This is a genomic window from Pseudomonas sp. Irchel s3a10 (genome assembly GCF_900187525.1).
In the GTDB taxonomy this organism is placed as follows: domain Bacteria; phylum Pseudomonadota; class Gammaproteobacteria; order Pseudomonadales; family Pseudomonadaceae; genus Aquipseudomonas; species Aquipseudomonas koreensis_G.
The window spans coordinates 449,594-465,804 of record NZ_FYDR01000006.1 but is presented as its reverse complement, the minus strand read 5'-3'; the positions used below and the strand labels follow the sequence as shown (position 1 = coordinate 465,804).

Below are 16,211 nucleotides of genomic sequence, written 5' to 3'. Positions count from 1 at the left end.
CAACTGCAATCAGTGGTGTTCGACGCCGGCGCGTTTCAACAGCTTCTTGCAGCGCTCGGACAGATGAAACACCTGCAACTCCTTGCCCGCCTTTTGGTAACGCTCGCGCAGGGTCTTCAACGCGGCAATCGCCGAGTAATCGACGAAGCTCAAATGCCGGCAATCGAGGGTCACCCGGGCCGGGTCATTGGCCGGGTCGAACTGGTTGAGGAACGGCGTGGTCGAGGCGAAAAACAGCGTGCCGTGCAGGCGGTAGAGCTTGCTGCCGTCGGCTTCCAGGTGTTCATCGGCGTACAACTCGCGGGCCTGCTGCCAGGCAAAGTTCAGCGCGGCAATGATGATCCCGCACAGCACGGCGGTGGCCAGATCGGTGAACACGGTGATAGTGGTCACGGCGATGATCACCAGCACATCGTTGAGCGGCACTTTGTTCAACACCCGCAACGACGCCCAGGCAAAGGTTTGCTGCGAGACCACGAACATCACCCCCACCAGCGCCGCCAGCGGAATACGCTCGATCAGCGGCGACAGAAACAGAATGAACAGCAAAATCAGCACCCCCGCCACCACCCCGGACAAACGCCCGCGGCCGCCGGAGCTGAGGTTGATCACGGTCTGGCCGATCATCGCGCAACCGCCCATGCCGCCGAATGCGCCGGAGACCACGTTCGCCGCGCCCAGCGCCACGCACTCGCGATCCGGGTAGCCGCGGGTTTCAGTGATTTCGTCGGTGAGGTTCAGGGTCAGCAGGGTTTCCAGCAGGCCGACCAGCGCCATCAGAATCGCGTACGGGGCGATGATGCGCAGGGTTTCCAGCGTCCACGGGATGTCCGGCAGCGCGAAGCTCGGCAGACCGCCGGCAATGTGCGCCATGTCGCCGAGGGTGCGCGTCGGCAGGCCGAACAGGTAGACCAGCAGGCCAACACCGAGAATCGCCACCAATGCCGGCGGCACGGCGCGGGTCAGGCGCGGCAGGATGTAGACGATGGCCATGGTCAGCAACACCAGCCCGGTCATCAGGTACAGCGGCGTGCCGCTGAGCCAGTGTTCACCGCTCTTGAAATGCTCCAGTTGCGCCAGTGCAATGATGATCGCCAGGCCGTTGACGAAACCAAGCATCACCGGGTGCGGCACCATGCGCACCAGTTTGCCCAGGCGCAACAAGCCGAACGCCATCATGATCAAACCACCGAGCAACACCGTTGCCAGCAAGTACTGCACACCGTGCTGCACCACCAGCGCGACGATTACCACCGCCATCGAGCCCGCCGCCCCGGAGACCATTCCCGGCCGGCCGCCGAACAACGCCGTCAGCGTACAAATAATGAAGGCGCCGTACAGGCCCATCAGCGGATTGAGATGCGCCACCAGCGCGAACGCAATGCATTCGGGCAACAGGGCAAACGAGGTGGTGAGTCCGGCCAGGACATCGGCGCGCAGACGTATCGGTTTCATGGCTTACCTGACTGAGCGGCCCACGAGGGTGGCCGCGGATGTTCGCGAAAATGAGGGGTGCGGATGTTACGGAATAGTTCGGAATCGGGCCAGTGATCGCTGACACCCTTGGCCGAGCGATTTATCCTGACGCGCTTATGCCTCCACCGAGTATGACCATGACTGCATTGCTGACCGCCCGCGATGTTTGCCAGCGCTTGCGCGAGGCTGCGCTGGGCGTGCTGATGTTCAACAGATCCGAGACGCCCGCTGATACCGGACTGGTTACGGTCGATATCGAGGGCTGGCGCCTATTGCTGGATGTTGAGGGTGGGCACTTGCATCACTGTGAACAGTGCCGCTGCCCGGATGGCCGCGAATGGCAATTCAACAGCCGTTACGGCACCGACCCGGTGAATCTGCTCAGTACCTGGGAACTGGCGCAGATCGAGAATCTGTTGAAGCACTGAGCGCTTCACGGGTGAAGTCGGTTGCTCAATGATGGCACTCTGCCCATAATTCGCCCCCCCCTTATTCCTCACGCAAGGAAACGCCGTGAACAAGTCTCTGTTGTTGATCCCGATGCTGGCCGTGCTGCTGCAAGGTTGTGGCATGACCATGACCCGCTATGAGCCGAGCTTTGAAAACGTTCAGAAGCTCAAGCAGACCCCGCCCCTGCAGGCGATCAGCAATCCTCAGGTAACTGCCGAGTCCGGCGAAGGTTCGCTGACTGTGCGGGCCTACCCGGTGCGCTCGCCATCCGGCAGCATCCCGGCGCACATCCAGGACGCGATCACCGAAGAACTGCGCAAGGCCGGTCTGCTTGATCCGCAGGCTCAGCGTCAGTTGAAAGTACTGGTGGTGAAGAACAACCTGTCGGCCGGCATGGGCACGGGCGATGGCGAACTCGCGGCACGCTTCACCCTGCTTAATGGGCAGAACGTGGTTTACGACGCGACCAAGAATGTCAGCAGTAAGTGGAGCAGCAGCTTCTTCGGTTTCATTGCGATTCCGAACGCGGTCAACGCCTATAACCCGATGCTGCGCGATCTGCTGAAGGAACTGTACAGCGATCCTCAGTTCATCCAGGCCCTGAAGTAAGGGCGAAAAAAAGAGCCGCGATTGCGGCTCTTTTTTTTGCTTCAGGCCCGTGGAGTACGGGGCTCGAGTGCCGAGTATTTCAGGTTGTTGTTGTCGATCATCTGCTTGAGCAGCGCGTTGACCTGACGGGCGAACGTGTCGTTGACCGCCGCCTTCGGGGTGTTGCCCATCAGCGGAATGAACCAGATACCGATCCAGGTTCCGACCGCATCATGGTTGCTCGCAGTGGTCAGGGCCTGACCTGTGCCGTCCACGGCTTCGAGGCTCATGGTGTACTGATCGGTGCCGTACGCCGGAATCACCCCCAGGCTGAAACCACTGATGAAGCCCAGTACCATCGAACCGGCATTCGGCGGATGGTTGTACATTTTCAGACGCAGGCTGTAGTCGCCCGGTTGCTTCTGGAACTCGTCCAGAGTGACACGGCCGAACAGACCCGAATCGCTCAGAATCTTTTGCAGCTCAGGCTTGAGCTGGTCACGCGCCTGCGGCACTTCTACGGCCGAAGCGCTTTTCGGCTCGCCCTGATAGAAGTCGAAGTCCACATAGACATTGGGTTTGTTCGCGTAGCTGGCCATCGATGGCAGCTTGACCGGCGCGACCTCGTCTTTAGTGAAACTGGCACAGCCACCGAGCGCAAGCACCAGGCCCAGCGCCAGGATTTTCCCGAATTGCATGTTGTCTTCCCTATGTGAACCCAGCCAAATGATATCAAAGAGCCTCCATTGCGAAGGCCGGGCGGATTCTAGAGAGAGCGCTCGCCAGAGGAAAGACTGAATCGGGAAATTTACACAAAAAATCAGTCGGCCCTGACACGAGTCGAGCAGTTAGCTGGCCTCATCGCTATATAGTTTTGTATATTGCGAAACCGAATTTTGCCCGAATCTGCCCATGCCTTCTATTCACACCGTGTTCCCATGAGCGCCATCCGCGTACGCAACGAGCAACTGATCCTCGCCGCCGCCAGGGAAGAATTCGCCGCTAACGGCTTCAACGCCACCCAGACCCGCGACATCGCCGCCCGCGCCGGCGTTCCCAAAGCCAACCTGTATTACTACTTCCAGACCAAGGAAAACCTCTATTCCAAGGTTCTGCTGGAGTTTGTCGAACCGCTGCTGGAAGCCTCAGCGGCGCTGCGCGAAAGCGATGACCCGCTGATCGGGCTGCGCGCCTACATCGCCGCGCGCATCCGTATCGCCCGTGAACACCCGGCGATTGCCAAGGTATTCAGCGGCGAGCTGCTGCTCGGCGGGCGCCAGTTGCCAGACGAATGCCGCGACCTGCTGCACGCCGAAGCCCGACGCAACGTCGAGTGCCTGCGCAGTTGGATCGAGCGCGGCCTGCTGGCCCCGGTGGACCCGGAACACCTGATGCTGTTCATCTGGTCGGCAACCCGCACCTACACCAATATTGGCTGGCAGATGGGCTGCATCACCGGGCGCGAAGTACCGCAGGATGAGGATTATCACACTGCGGCGCAGACGATTACCCGCATGGTGCTGGAGGGCGTCGTGGCACCGCAGGTTGGGGAGATTCGTGGGGTTCTGTTTGCCACTTGAAGTGTGAGGGCTGCTACGCAGCCGGCGCGAGCAAGCTCGCTCGCCACAGGGAACTCATGCTGGACATGGAAATCTGTGAACACCATCAACCATTGTGGGAGCGGGCTTGCTCGCGAAGGCGTCGGGTCAGCCAACACATGCGTCACAGACCCACCGCTTTCGCGAGCAAGCTCGCTCCCACAGGGGGTTTGTGCTGGACGTGGGAATCTGTGAACACCCTCAATCATTGTGGGAGCGGGCTTGCTCGCGAAGGCGTCGGGTCAGCCCACACATGCTTCACAGGCCCACCGTTTTCGCGAGCAAGCTCGCTCCCACAGGGGATTTGTGCCGGACGTGGGAATTGGTGAACACCCTCAATCATTGTGGGAGCGGGCTTGCTCGCGAAGGCGTCGGGTCAGCCAACACATGCGTCACAGGCCCACCGCTTTCGCGAGCAAGCTCGCTCCCACAGGGGGATTCGCTGGTTTAGAAAATGATCTCGGCTGCGGGTTTGACTTCGACCCGGGCCATGGCGCCGGTCAGGTGCGCCAGGTCCTTGTTGTGTTCGGCGATGATGTCTTCGGCGCTCATGTTGCCGTTGTCCACGGTGGAATGGGCGTCAGCCACGAGCACGACGTCGTAACCCAACTGATGGGCCTGGCGCACGGTGGCGTTGACGCAGTAGTCGGTCTGCAGGCCGCAGATGATCAGACGTTCGAAGTCTTCGCTGGGCAGCAGCTTGCCCAGCTCGGTCTGATAGAACGAATCTGGGGTGGTTTTGCGTACGCGCAGGTCTTCGGCGGTCGTCAGCAGGCCGGCGGCGAGTTGCCAACCTTCGGCCCCATGGGCTAGCGGGCTGTCCTTTTCCTCATGCTGAATCAGCACCACCCGCACGCCCGCCTTGCGCGCGCGCGTGCTGAGCTGGTTAATGGTGTCGATCACACGGTGGATGTCGAAGCACTGATACTCGCCCGAGCAGAGAGCCTGTTGGACGTCGATGATCAGCAATGCGGTGCTCACGGTGTGTTCCCTATCCAATGAAACCGGGGCGAGTACTCGTCGTAGACTCAGTGATATCAAATCGATACCATACAGTAAACACGTAGACGTTTGATACCACAAATCCGCGTATCAAGCGATTCCCCATCATCGAAAAGGGTTACTGGATGGCGTCAATTCTTCTATGGCTTACCTCTCTCCTGGCATGTATTGGATTTGCTGGTGCGAGAGTTCACAAAACCTACACCAGTGAAGCCGTTTTCAGGAAAGCCAATTACAAAAACGGCTTCATTCTTGTTATTTACTCGGCCCTAATCGTTGGCACCTCGGGCTGGCTCGGAGACGCTATACAGCAATATCAGCTCAACGCTCCAGAAATCTCCTACTACTTCATAATATTGAGTTTGATTGTCGAACTCACAAAATATCTAACCCCTTTTATATTTGCCGGGATTGGGGTAAACCTAATTTCACATGCCCTAACCAGTTGAATAAGCATCTAATCAAACAATCCCCCACACCACTCGCACAAGGACTGTAATATGAGTAACGAAATCACCGTAAGATCGCTAATGGTAGGCGCCGATAAAAAATACATAAAAGCCATCAACGAAGTAAGCTTGGTCGACTACCTTAGAATCACAACCACGCAAAACACCAACACACTCTACGACTTCAGCATCGTCGTTGACAACTTTCACACCCTATTAAATAAAAAAGCAAATCAGATTCAGGCAAAAGGTCTTTCAGTAAACAGACATACCATTTTTAATACATGGTCTCGATTTCGCACAACGTCAAACAAAGAACAGAAGAACGGATTCTCGACTGCCTTAGTGATTGAAGCTGAAAAGGCAATGAATTCAATAAAGCATTCACTTACAGATCTGAAAAACTCTTATCTCTGGGCAAGAGATGAGATCAATCACTACCCGCAAACCTACAAAAAATCGGAAGCATTCGAGGAGTACGCATTGAATATTGAATGCTACACCGAAGCATTACTTTGCAGCTTCCACACTACAGCCATTTCAAACCTTGAATCATTCAAGGAAGATACGACTCTAATCGAACACGCCTACTTCGTTCGCGACAGCCTAACTTCATGCCTTTATTCGGAAACAGGATTCTTCAATGAATCTTTCCAAAGCAATAGCTTAATTTACCAGTGCTGCATGGAGAACATGGGAATTGACGTCCCTGCCTTGCTGTTACTGATGGACTGCAAAATCTCAAAATCTGATATAAAGGAAAAAATATATGACAACGAGCAACTCGACACTTACTACGACTACAACATACCCTACAGAAAACTGACTCTCGAATGGCCTGAAGCAGACCTCGCGGCACTTAAACGAACGAAGCGACTTGCCTCACTTCTACAGAACATCAATTCCATAATCAGCAAAATGGAAGAGCTTAAAGCTGAAAATTTCGAACTCACCCAAACACCTACCGAACAAGAACAGTTCATCAAACAAATAGAAGAACTAATACAACACTAAAACCAAGAGAGCCGTCCCAAAACTGTTTCCATTAGAACGGCTCTTACCCTTAACAAGTAACAGGTATATTAGTAACCCAATGACAACCCGGTGTTACGCCGTGGATCGTTGGCCCCGTAGAAACGGTTTTTCCCCACCGGTTTACCGCCCAGCGACGGCGCGCCGACCAGAATCGCGGCGATGTGGTTGGCATCCTGCGGCCCGGCAAACTTGTGGCCCCAGCTCTCGAGGATCTTCCTGGTATCCGGGCTGGCGGCGAAGTCTTCAAGGTTGGTTTCCTCAGGCATCCATTGCTGATGGAAACGCGGCGCGTCGACCGCTTCCTGCAGGCCCATGCCGTAGTCGATGACGTTGAGCATGGTCAGCAAGGTCGCGGTGATGATGCGGCTGCCACCCGGCGTACCGACCACCATCACCACTTTGCCGTCCTTGGTGACGATGGTCGGGCTCATCGACGACAGCGGGGTTTTGCCCGGGGCGATGGCGTTGGCCTCGCCCTGCACCAGACCGTACATGTTCGGCACGCCGACCTTGGAGGTGAAGTCGTCCATCTCGTCGTTGAGGATCACACCGGTCTTGCTCGCCATCACCCCGGCGCCGAACCAGTCGTTGAGGGTGTAAGTCACCGACACTGCGTTACCCCACTTGTCGACGATCGAATAGTGCGTGGTGTTGTTGCCTTCATGCGGGGCGACGCCGGGTTTCAGCTCGGCGGAGATCCCGGCCTTCTGCGGCTGGATCGCGTTGCGCAGCGTGGTGGCGTAGTTCTTGTCCAGCAGGTGCTCGATCGGATTCTTCACGAAATCCGGGTCGCCCAGATAGCTGTTGCGATCCACATAGGCGTGGCGCATCGCTTCGATCTGGTAGTGCATGCCCTGGGCCGAATGGAAGCCCAGATCCTTCATCGGATAGCCTTCGAGAATGTTCATGATCTCGCAGATCACCACCCCGCCGGAGCTTGGCGGTGGCGCCGAGACCACATGGTAGCCACGGTAATCGCACTCAACCGGGGCCAGTTCGCGGGTCTTGTATTTGTCGAGGTCGGCCTGGGTGATGATGCCCTTGTTGGCCTGACTGGATGTGACGATGGCGTCGGCCACCCAGCCCTTGTAAAAACCGTCGGCGCCTTTGTCCGAGATGGTGCGCAGGGTTTTCGCCAGATCCTTCTGCACCAGTTTCTGTCCGACCTGCATCGGCTCGCCGTTGTGCAGGAAGATCGAGCCGGAATCGCGCATGTCCTTCTTGAACATATCGGTGGCGTAGTCCAGCAGATCGACGTCGCCCTGCTCCAGTTCGAAACCGTCCTCAGCCAGTTTGATCGCCGGAGCGATCATGTCCTTGCGCGGTTTGGTGCCGTACTTGCTCAGCGCCAGCTCCATGCCCGACACGGTGCCCGGCACCGCCACGGCGAGGTGACCACGGGTGCTCAGGTCCGGGACGACGTTGCCGTCCTTGTCCAGGTACATGTTGGCCGTCGCCGCCAGCGGGGCCTTTTCGCGGAAGTCGAGGAACGTCTTGCGCCCGTCCGCCAGTTGAATGGTCATGAAACCGCCACCGCCGAGGTTGCCCGCTGCGGGATACACCACCGCCAGCGCATAGCCCACAGCGACCGCCGCATCCACCGCGTTACCGCCGTTTTTCAACACATCGACGCCGACATGCGAGGCCAGGTGTTGAGCGGTGACCACCATACCGTTTTCGGCGGCGACCGGGGCCACGGATGCGGCGTGGGCCATGAGGCAGCTCAGTGCCAGTGACGTCGCGATCAGCGTTTTGGCCAAAGGTTCGTACTTCATGAGTCGATCTCTTTTTTGTTTTCGGGTTCTGTGCAGAACAGAGGGGAACGCAGCAAAAGCACCAAGCAGTATGGTCGCTATTGCAATTTGCGCCTCCCCGCTCAGGCAGTATGCTGGGCGCTCTCGCCGTCCCGATCCGGAGTTCTGACCATGTCTTACACGTTCATCACCCTGCCCTCACCGGTCGGCGAATTGAAGCTGGTGGCGAACGGCGCACGACTGGCGGCCATCCTCTGGGAAAACGACAAACCGGGCCGGGTGCGCCTCGGGCCGATGACGGAAGCACCGGACAATCCGCTGCTGCAGCAAGCCGCGCAGCAGCTTGAAGAATATTTTGCCGGCCGCCGTGATCGTTTCGATCTGGAGCTGGACTTTGTCGGTACCGAATTTCAGAAGAAGGTCTGGGCGGCGCTGCTGACCATTCCGTTTGGCGAAACCCGCACTTACAGCCAGATCGCCGAGCAGATCGGCAACCCGACAGCGGTGCGTGCGGTGGGCGCGGCGAACGGGCGCAATCCGATTTCGATTGTGGCGCCGTGTCATCGGGTGATCGGCGCGTCGGGGAAGTTGACCGGGTTCGCGGGCGGGCTTGAGGCCAAAGAGCGGTTGCTGGTGCTGGAGGGTGGTGACTGGTCTGATGTCGGTAGAACAGGCGACCTGTTTTAACCCTGTAAATGCCATATGTGTGGCGAGGGAGCTTGCTCCCGCTCCAGTGCGCAGCACTGGCAAAAACCTGGGGCCGCCGCGCAGCCCAGCGGAGCAAGCTCCCTCGCCACAATGGATTGGCGCTGAATCAGCTGTCGAAAAGATTATTCATCGCCGCATACTGCAACAGCATGATGGTCTTGGCGTCGCAGATCTCGCCACGCCGGAACGCCGCCAGTGCCTCATCAAAGCGCCACTCCAGCACTTCCAGTTCTTCGGTTTCTTCTTCCAGGCCGCCGCCCTCGCTGACCTTCGACTTCGCGTCGTATTCGGCGATAAAAAAGTGCAGTTTCTCGGTCACCGAGCCGGGGCTCATGTAGGCCTCGAAGACCTTCTTCACGTCATGCACGCGGTAACCGGTTTCCTCTTCGGCCTCGTCGCGGATCCGCTGTTCCGGCGCCGCACCTTCCAGCAGCCCCGCCGCCACTTCGATCAACAAGCCGTCGTGGCCATTGACAAACACCGGCAAGCGGAATTGGCGGGTCAGCACCACCGTGCGCTTTTCGCGGTTGAACAACAGGATCGCCGCGCCATTGCCACGGTCGTAGACTTCGCGAGTCTGCCGCTGCCAGTCACCATTGTTGCGCAGGTAGTCGAAGGTGATTTTCTGCAACAGATACCAGTCGTGGGACAACACCTGAGTGTCGACAATGTTGACCCGCTCGGCTGTCTTGGTCATGACGCCTGTTCCTTGTGCCATCGGAAAACGCCCATAGTCGAATAATCGCGCACGCAAAAAAAGCCCGGCAATGCTGTCGGGCTTGTTTACTGGCGTTCGCGGAGGTTGTCAGAGATCGACCAGGTGCCGGTCGATGCGCTTGAGCACGCCCTTGATCAGGTTCATCGCACTGTCGGCGCGAAACGGCAGGTTGAGCGACGGTTCGCAAATCTCCATCTCCATGATCATCGGCCGACCGTCATAGTCGCGGATCACGTCGACCCGGCCGTAGAGCAACGGCAGCTCAAGCCCGAGCACCTCGGCAGAAGCCACCAGCGCCGATAGCGCCACCGCCTGCTCCTCGGCATCCGCCTCGCGCGGCTGACGAAATTCGGGGGTCGGCACGTTCACCGTACCGTCCGCCATGAGCATGGCGCCCTTGCGGATGGAATGGCTGAAGGTGTTATCGAAGAAGGTCAGGTCCGTCTCGCCGTAAGTGTCGATGGTGGTGATGTACGGCTGGATGATCACATGCGAACCGCGCTTTTGCAGCGCGCGAATGTGCGCCAGCGCGGCCTCGGAACCGCCGCGGACAAACCGTTTCACCCCGCGCGAATACGAGCCGATCGTCGGTTTGACGACAAATTCGTGGCTGTCGGTGTTCGCGTCGAGGAAGTCAGCCAGATAACCCTCGGGGGCATCGTCGGGCGCCAGGAACACACTGGGAATAATCGGCACGCCGCGCGCAGCAATGTCCTTCAGGTACAACTTGTTCAAACCCCACCGGGCCACGGACGGCACGTTCAACAGGCAGGTCAGTGCATGCACCTTGTCGCACCAGGCAAAAAATTCGTCGAGGCTTTCAATGCAGTCCCACGGTGAACGGATCAATACGGCGGTATACGCCGCCCAATCGACTGACGGATCGTCCCAGCAGCACACATCGGCGTTGATCGACAGTTGCTTGCAGGCTTCCAGCAATGGCGGCATGTCGTAGTCAATGTGCAGGTTCGGCTTATCGGTGACGAGTGCAAGCTTAATCATGAAGAATCCTTTCTACTGAACAGTTAAAAGCAGAAAAACAGCAACGACTCACCAGGGAATCACGCGATCCTGATGGCGGTAAGTGCCCGTGGGGCCATCGGCACCGATCAGCGCCAGCGCGACACTGGTTCGCGCGCCTTCCTGCACATCGAGATCACCGGCGCCGTCATTCATGCCGGTTTTGGTGTAACCGGGGTGCACGGCATTGACCTTGACGGGCGTGTCGCGCAGTTCGTAAGCCAGGTGAACCGTCCACGAATTCACCCCGCTTTTACTGGCGCTGTAGCCCGGCAAGGATTTGAACATCGGTGAATAGGCGTAGGAATCGACGTCCGTATGGGTGGTGAGCGATGCCAGCAGACTGGATACGTTGACGATGCGTCCGGCCGCAGATTGACGAATCAGCGGCAGACAATGCTGGGTCACCGCGACCATGCCGAACAGGTTGGTTTCAAACGTCTGGCGCCACTGTTGAAGTGGTTGTTGCGAAGGGTTCAACCCGTAGGATTCGATACGGATCGCGGCGTTATTGATCAGGATATCCAGTCGACCAAACTTCGCCTCCAGCAATTTGACCGCCGAGGCGATGCTGTCTTCATCCGTGACATCCAGCAGACACGGGAACGCCTTCAGGCCCATGCCGGTCAGCTCATCGGCCGCCTGAGCGACAGCCTGATAATTCCTGCCACTGAGCACCACCGTCACGCCCTCGACGGCCAGTTGTCGCGCCACCTCAAAACCGATGCCACGGTTGGCGCCGGTTACCAATGCAACCTTGTCAAAATCGTTCATCGTGCAACTCCAGACAACGCTCCGCCCTGCCCGCAGGGAGGACGGAACCAATACGATTCATGAAATGTTCCAGCAGCGGCCCGAACGCCCGCAGATCGGTCAGAAAGGCGTCGTGTCCGTCCGGGCAATCGAGCCGGACAAAGGTCACCTCGGCACCATCCTGTTCGAGCCCTTGAGCGATGTGCTGCTGTTGCGCGACAGGAAACAGCGTGTCGCTCTCGACGCCGACCACCAGAACCTGCTCCAGCCCGGCAGTCTGAAAACCGCCCTGCGGCTGCTGCAGACAGGCATAAAGATCAATCGCGCGGCTTAGCTGCAGATAACTGTTGGGGTCGAAATCCCGTGCGAATCGCCAGGCATTGGCCTGCAGATAATCCTCGACTTCAAAGTCGTGGGTCATGCCGGCGGATTTACCGGCCGCCTGATCGCTGCGGCTGAAACGGCGATTCAATTGCGCGCCGGAGCGATAACTCAACAGGCCGATCTTGCGGGCCAGCGTCATGCCGTGGATCGGGCGCGCATCCGGCGAATACTCCCCACCGGCCCACAGCGGATCACTGCGAATGGCTTCCCGCTGCAATGAACGCAAGGCCGTGGACACGGGTAGCGAACTGGCCGCGCCGCACAGGTTGATGTGATGCCGGACAAACCCCGGATGCCGGGTCAACAGGGCCAGCGCACACATGCCACCCATCGAAGCGCCGATCAGGCAGGTCACTTGCGCCATGCCCAGCGCTTTCACGGCCATGACGATCGTGTCGACGATGTCTTCGATGCTCAGCTCGGGAAAGCGCGACTGGTAAGGCCTGCCACTCGCCCGCTCGGTGGACAGCGGCCCCGTCGAGCCCTTGCAACCACCCAGGTAGTTGAAACAGATGACATACCAGCGGTCTGTATCGATCGGCTTGCCTGAACCGGCAAAGTCCTCCCACCAGCCCGCCTCAGGATCGCGGGCGACACTGCAGACGTGGCTGTTGGCGGACATGCCGGGCAGCACCAGGACGATGTTGTCGCGACGATCATTCAGTTGCCCGAACGTCTCATACGTCAGCCTGAAATCTTCCAGTACACCTCCACGATGCATTGGAAACGGGCGCGCGAACTCGATGTAATCTGCTGCCGGAAGAGTTTCCACCATGATGCTAATCCCTTAGAGCGCCTGCTTCGCCAAGTAACCGGTTGCCTGTTACGGCTCGAGCGACTGCAACCAGTCATCGTCGGAACCTTCGGCGATGCCGTCCATCAGGAACGTCGAGAGATAACGTTCACCGGTATCCGGCAGCATGGCCAGCAGCACGGAACCGGCCGCTGCGGTCTCGGCAACCTTCAACGCTGCGGCGACCGAGGCGCCCGAAGAAATGCCGACAAAGATCCCCTCCTCCCTGGCCAGGCGCTGCGAAGTGTCGCGCGCCTCGTACTCGTTCACGGTCAGGACTTTATCGATGACGGTCTTGTCCATGATGGTCGGCGTGAAGTTGGGCGCGAGTCCCTGAATCTGGTGCACGCCCCAGGTGCCCCCCGACAGCAACGCAGCATTTTCCGGTTCTGCGGCAACGATCTGCACCGCGGGTCGCGCGACTCGCAGCATCTGGCCAACGCCGGTCAGTGTGCCGCTGGTGCCGAAACCGGTGACAAAGTAGTCCAGGCGTTTACCGGCGAAATCACCGAGGATTTCGGTGGCGGTGGTTTCGCGGTGATAGGACGGGTTGGCCGGGTTATCGAATTGTCGCGATCTGAACCAGCCAAATTTCTGTGCCAGTTCATCGGCAATCTGGTTGCCGCCGCTGCTGCCCAGATGAGCAGGAAACAGCAGAACCTTGCCGCCATAGGCGCGAATCAGCTTGCGCCGTTCGATCGAGTAACTGTCGGACATGATCGCCACGAAGTTATAGCCGCGCGCCGCGGCAACCATCGCCAACGCAATGCCGACGTTGCCGGAGGTGCATTCGGCGATCGTATCGCCAGGCTTCAACAGGCCTCTGGCTTCGGCATCGAGTACCACTGCCAGCGCCAGCCGGTCCTTGACCGACCCACCGGGGTTGAACGACTCGACCTTCACATAAATGCTGACGTGTTCCGGGGCGAGCCTTTGCAGCTTGACGATTGGCGTGCGGCCGATCGTGTCCAGAATGCTTTCATACAACGGCATGAGCGAGTTCTCCATCAAATACGAATTCAGCAGGGCCGGAGAGGTACATTGCGGACAAGTCACTCTCCCATGTCACTTCAAGGGTTCCGCCGGGCAATTCGACATCGACCGAGCGGTCGACCCGCCCGGCCCGCGCCAGCACCGCGACCGCCGCGCAGGCACCGCTGCCGCAGGCCAGCGTTTCGCCAGCGCCGAATTCGTAGACCTTGAGTTTTATCCTGTTGCGCGATTGCAGCTGTACAAACCCGACGTTGACGTCAGGGGAGAAATACCCGGAGTTTTGCAGGGCGCTGCCGACAGCTGGAATCTCATACTGATCACGCTCGGCTTCGATCACCGCATGCGGGTTGCCCATCGATACCGCCGCACACGCCAGGTGTTGCCCGGCGAGTTCGAGTTGATAAGCAGACTGCGCTTGGTCGAAGCCGAACACCGGGATGGCGGCGGGCGAGAAATTCGGCGCGCCCATGCTGATCTGATAGTTGCCGTCCTCCATGACGCGGACCCGGTGGGTACCGGAAGGACTGTCGAGGGTGAACTCGGACGCCTCCGTCAGGCCTGCCCGAACCAGCCATGCGGCGACACACCGCGCGCCGTTGCCGCATTGGCGGGAGGACTCGCCCTGCGCCGTCCAGATATCGAACGAGGCCACGGACGATGGATTGCGCGCAGCCTTGATGCCCAAGACCATATCGGCGCCGATACCTTTATGGCGGTTAGCCAGGTACTTGCACAACTCGCGCGACGGATCCTGCGCATCACGCAGATCGAGAATGATCATGTCGTTGCCCGCACCGTGCATCTTGCTGAAACGCAGCCGGTCAGCAGCAGGCGGTTTATGCATGGCACACACTCGCCTCAAGACACGCTTTGGACAGGAGCGGGTCAACGATATCGATGATGCACTGGGTCGCACGCTGTGCCGTCGCCGCATCGCAGGAGGCGTTGAACTCGGCGATTTCCAGGCCGACGATCTGCTCCAGCGGAATCGCTCCCAGGATCGCCGAGAGCTGTTGCGGCAGCAGACCGTCAGGCACTGCGTAATCGGCGGGCACGTAGCCAGGCTCAAGAGAGTCCCAATCGATGTGCACCCAGACCTTCGATTGGCCGATAGCGCTGCGCACTGCGTCGGCGGTTGCCTGCTGCGGGGAAAGCGTGCGCACATTATTGGCGCTCAGCAGACGCTGCTCTTGCCCGTCGATGTCGCGCGCGCCGACCAGAATGACGTTCTCCGCACGCACGCCCGCGCCACAGCCGCTGTCCCAGAGGCCACATAATGCCGACACCACCATCCCGCCCAGGTAGCCCGTGTCAGTGGTCGTCGGAATATTGAAGTCACCATGGGCATCGACCCACACCAGGCAAAGGTCCGGGTAATGTCTGGCCACCGCAGGTACGCTGCCCAGGCTGGCCGGGCAGGTGCCGTTGATGACCACTGTGAGTTGCTGCTCCTCTACCGCACAGGCCACGGCGCGATGCAGCGAATCGATCTGCTCACGTCCTGCCGGCAGACTGACTGTCCAGTCATCGGCAGCCGGCTCGCAACTGCCATCACCGATATACAGCGGCGCTACACCGTACTTTGCTTCAAGTGCCGACGCGGCCTTCAACGCACCGATACGGGTAAATGCCGTGCGATCTGCCACTCTGCCGTTGGATACAATCAACTTGAACATCAGGCTTCCTCTTTATTTTCATGGCTGGAATGTTTGAATGGACAAACATCCGTACGCTCTGCATTTTCTTCAATCAAACCGTATTGCCACCACTCTTTGGCGTCAGAGCCAAACCCGCCCAATTGCAAGGCGTGGGGCACCGAATCATATTTAAGGATGCGTTTACGTATATTGGCGCGAACATTACGTCCGCCCACGGTATCGCCGGCAAATACATCGAAGCGTTCACGCGGATTAATCACCAGCGCAAATCTCGACCCGAGGTTTCTGCTCTTGCGAAGTTTGTGTGCTGGAGAACTCATATTCACAAAAAGTTGCATTCCCGCGAAGCACATCGACCAGAACGGTGACTCCGGGTCGACATCGACGCTGTCCGGCCACGGGCTTTCATCCAGCCAGTGCAGGCTCTGCAACACGCCCCACCCGGCGGCCTGATAGTCCTGCGCCGTACTGGCGGATATTGCGTCGGTTGAAAAGAATACGATAAGCGGATAAGCGTCTTCGATTGAACCACTCCATGTTCTGGAAAGCGTCACATACTCTTTCAAGCCTTCAGCCAGTTTCGCCAACCCTTGGGCATCCAAAGTGTCGACAAATACAAACTTGATCGAAGACTTCTTGAATGCATTCTTGGAAAAGATGCAGGGAAAGTCGGACCCTGCCCCAAGTCGCTCTTCCAGTTCATTCAAGGCCTCTTTTTCCCAACCGGCCCCACGATGATTAATCTCATCCTGAGAAAGCATGACCCGATAAGAAACCTGCGCATCAAAGTTCCGCATACTCATTCCTTTATGCTGCACAACTTAGAGAGATG

Annotated in this window: 18 protein-coding genes; 6 read left to right on the top strand and 12 right to left on the bottom strand. The window is 58.5% G+C overall.

The genetic code is table 11. The features are described from left to right. Positions 1–9: 9 nt before the first annotated feature. Positions 10–1,455 carry a SulP family inorganic anion transporter gene (locus tag CKW11_RS20130; protein ID WP_095139006.1) on the bottom strand — a complete coding sequence of 482 codons (1,446 nt, stop codon included), beginning with the start codon at positions 1,453–1,455 and terminating at the stop codon, positions 10–12. Between the two features lie 158 nt (positions 1,456–1,613). On the opposite strand from CKW11_RS20130, the gene CKW11_RS20125 reads away from it, so the two are divergent. Beyond that, positions 1,614–1,904, top strand: coding sequence for a hypothetical protein (locus CKW11_RS20125; protein WP_095139004.1), 291 nt, complete (start codon positions 1,614–1,616; stop codon positions 1,902–1,904). An 85-nt stretch (positions 1,905–1,989) separates the two neighbouring features. Then, on the top strand, positions 1,990–2,535 hold the full coding sequence (locus CKW11_RS20120) for a hypothetical protein (RefSeq protein ID WP_095139002.1): 546 nt from the start codon (positions 1,990–1,992) through the stop codon (positions 2,533–2,535). A 41-nt stretch (positions 2,536–2,576) separates the two neighbouring features. Here the strand turns inward: CKW11_RS20120 and CKW11_RS20115 are convergent, their stop codons facing one another. Then, entirely contained in the window at positions 2,577–3,212 is a 636-nt protein-coding gene (locus CKW11_RS20115; protein ID WP_095139000.1) for a hypothetical protein, read from the bottom strand. 240 nt (positions 3,213–3,452) lie between these two features. Here CKW11_RS20115 and CKW11_RS20110 point away from each other — a divergent pair, with 240 nt between their 5' ends. Continuing rightward, positions 3,453–4,094, top strand: coding sequence for a TetR/AcrR family transcriptional regulator (locus CKW11_RS20110; RefSeq protein WP_095138998.1), 642 nt, complete (start codon positions 3,453–3,455; stop codon positions 4,092–4,094). 465 nt (positions 4,095–4,559) lie between these two features. Here the strand turns inward: CKW11_RS20110 and CKW11_RS20105 are convergent, their stop codons facing one another. Beyond that, positions 4,560–5,093: a cysteine hydrolase family protein gene (locus tag CKW11_RS20105; RefSeq protein WP_095138996.1), complete on the bottom strand. Its 534-nt coding sequence runs from the start codon at positions 5,091–5,093 to the stop codon at positions 4,560–4,562. Between the two features lie 146 nt (positions 5,094–5,239). Between CKW11_RS20105 and CKW11_RS20100 the strand changes: the two genes are divergently transcribed. Both CKW11_RS20100 and CKW11_RS20095 read left to right on the top strand, forming a co-directional pair. Next, on the top strand, positions 5,240–5,563 hold the full coding sequence (locus tag CKW11_RS20100) for a hypothetical protein (RefSeq protein WP_095138994.1): 324 nt from the start codon (positions 5,240–5,242) through the stop codon (positions 5,561–5,563). A gap of 51 nt (positions 5,564–5,614) precedes the next feature. Further along, the gene (locus CKW11_RS20095; protein ID WP_095138992.1) at positions 5,615–6,577 is read left to right on the top strand and encodes a hypothetical protein; all 963 of its coding nucleotides are present in this window, start codon (positions 5,615–5,617) and stop codon (positions 6,575–6,577) included. Between the two features lie 68 nt (positions 6,578–6,645). Here CKW11_RS20095 and ggt read toward each other — a convergent pair whose 3' ends face one another. Next, a complete protein-coding gene (gene ggt, locus CKW11_RS20090) occupies positions 6,646–8,373 on the bottom strand; it encodes a gamma-glutamyltransferase (protein WP_095138990.1) in 1,728 nt (575 codons plus the stop codon). A 150-nt stretch (positions 8,374–8,523) separates the two neighbouring features. Between ggt and CKW11_RS20085 the strand changes: the two genes are divergently transcribed. Beyond that, positions 8,524–9,039 carry a methylated-DNA--[protein]-cysteine S-methyltransferase gene (locus CKW11_RS20085; RefSeq protein ID WP_095138988.1) on the top strand — a complete coding sequence of 172 codons (516 nt, stop codon included), beginning with the start codon at positions 8,524–8,526 and terminating at the stop codon, positions 9,037–9,039. 127 nt (positions 9,040–9,166) lie between these two features. Here CKW11_RS20085 and CKW11_RS20080 read toward each other — a convergent pair whose 3' ends face one another. The 8 genes from CKW11_RS20080 to CKW11_RS20045 form a co-directional block, all read right to left on the bottom strand. Next, a complete protein-coding gene (locus CKW11_RS20080) occupies positions 9,167–9,757 on the bottom strand; it encodes an NUDIX domain-containing protein (protein ID WP_095138986.1) in 591 nt (196 codons plus the stop codon). 108 nt (positions 9,758–9,865) lie between these two features. Beyond that, positions 9,866–10,780, bottom strand: coding sequence for a RimK family alpha-L-glutamate ligase (locus CKW11_RS20075; RefSeq protein ID WP_095138984.1), 915 nt, complete (start codon positions 10,778–10,780; stop codon positions 9,866–9,868). Between the two features lie 48 nt (positions 10,781–10,828). Next, the gene (locus CKW11_RS20070) at positions 10,829–11,572 is read right to left on the bottom strand and encodes an SDR family oxidoreductase (protein ID WP_095138982.1); all 744 of its coding nucleotides are present in this window, start codon (positions 11,570–11,572) and stop codon (positions 10,829–10,831) included. Next, entirely contained in the window at positions 11,559–12,710 is a 1,152-nt protein-coding gene (locus tag CKW11_RS20065; protein ID WP_095138980.1) for a homoserine O-acetyltransferase, read from the bottom strand. Before CKW11_RS20065 ends, CKW11_RS20070 begins: the two co-directional genes overlap by 14 nt. Positions 12,711–12,758: 48 nt before the next feature. Further along, on the bottom strand, positions 12,759–13,721 hold the full coding sequence (gene cysK, locus CKW11_RS20060) for a cysteine synthase A (protein ID WP_027614693.1): 963 nt from the start codon (positions 13,719–13,721) through the stop codon (positions 12,759–12,761). Next, positions 13,708–14,565: a diaminopimelate epimerase gene (gene dapF / locus CKW11_RS20055; protein ID WP_256582102.1), complete on the bottom strand. Its 858-nt coding sequence runs from the start codon at positions 14,563–14,565 to the stop codon at positions 13,708–13,710. Before dapF ends, cysK begins: the two co-directional genes overlap by 14 nt. Continuing rightward, complete coding sequence (locus tag CKW11_RS20050) at positions 14,558–15,397, bottom strand: arginase family protein (protein WP_095138978.1); 840 nt, start codon at positions 15,395–15,397, stop codon at positions 14,558–14,560. The genes dapF and CKW11_RS20050 overlap by 8 nt, the downstream gene beginning before the upstream one ends. Next, positions 15,397–16,176: a YqcI/YcgG family protein gene (locus CKW11_RS20045; protein ID WP_095138976.1), complete on the bottom strand. Its 780-nt coding sequence runs from the start codon at positions 16,174–16,176 to the stop codon at positions 15,397–15,399. Before CKW11_RS20045 ends, CKW11_RS20050 begins: the two co-directional genes overlap by 1 nt. Positions 16,177–16,211: the final 35 nt, after the last annotated feature.